This window comes from Gallintestinimicrobium propionicum (assembly GCF_025567525.1).
Taxonomy (GTDB): Bacteria; Bacillota; Clostridia; order Lachnospirales; family Lachnospiraceae; genus Gallintestinimicrobium; species Gallintestinimicrobium propionicum.
Genome location: NZ_JAOQJY010000054.1, coordinates 1 through 571, shown reverse-complemented (window position 1 = coordinate 571; position 571 = coordinate 1). Strand labels below are relative to the sequence as shown.

The window sequence follows — 571 nt, the reverse complement described above, 5'->3', positions numbered from 1 at the left end:
CGGCTGGATCACCTCCTTTCTAAGGAAACGGAAGAAGTAAGGAGTTGCATTACTGTTTAGCTATCAAGGAGTGAGTGCAGAACGCCTACGAATAGAGGAAAGGCTGCACGAACGAACTGCAGGATAGCACAAACAAACTTTCCGGTGGCGATGCGCTTAGGGGACACACCCGTTCTCATCCCGAACACGATGGTTAAGACCTAAGCGGCCGATGGTACTATGCTGGAGACGGTATGGGAGAGCAGGTGGCTGCCGGAATCCCTTAAAAAAATAAAGCAAAACGCTTTCGTATATAAAATATCATCTGCAAAGGTGTTTATATACGCTGGTATTTACCAGTGATCCAAGCTCAGAAAACTTCTGGTCTTGAATGACTGATAAATCATCAGTCAAATGGTACCTTGAAAACTGAACATTGAAAATAATCTCAAGTATCAATATCGAGCTTGTGAGAGATCGAAAGATCTCAAACAACGAGATAGGAAGATGAAAGGAAGTAACATTCCGATCATCAAAAACAAGAGACATCCGAGGCCATTGAGTAACATCAATGGAAAAACAAAGCAATTTA

1 rRNA gene is annotated in these 571 nt (G+C 42.6%); it reads left to right on the top strand.

Annotated features, from left to right (window positions below):
• Window positions 1-140: 140 nt before the first annotated feature.
• Window positions 141-258, top strand: a 5S ribosomal RNA gene (gene rrf / locus OCV62_RS18090).
• Window positions 259-571 lie beyond the last annotated feature (313 nt).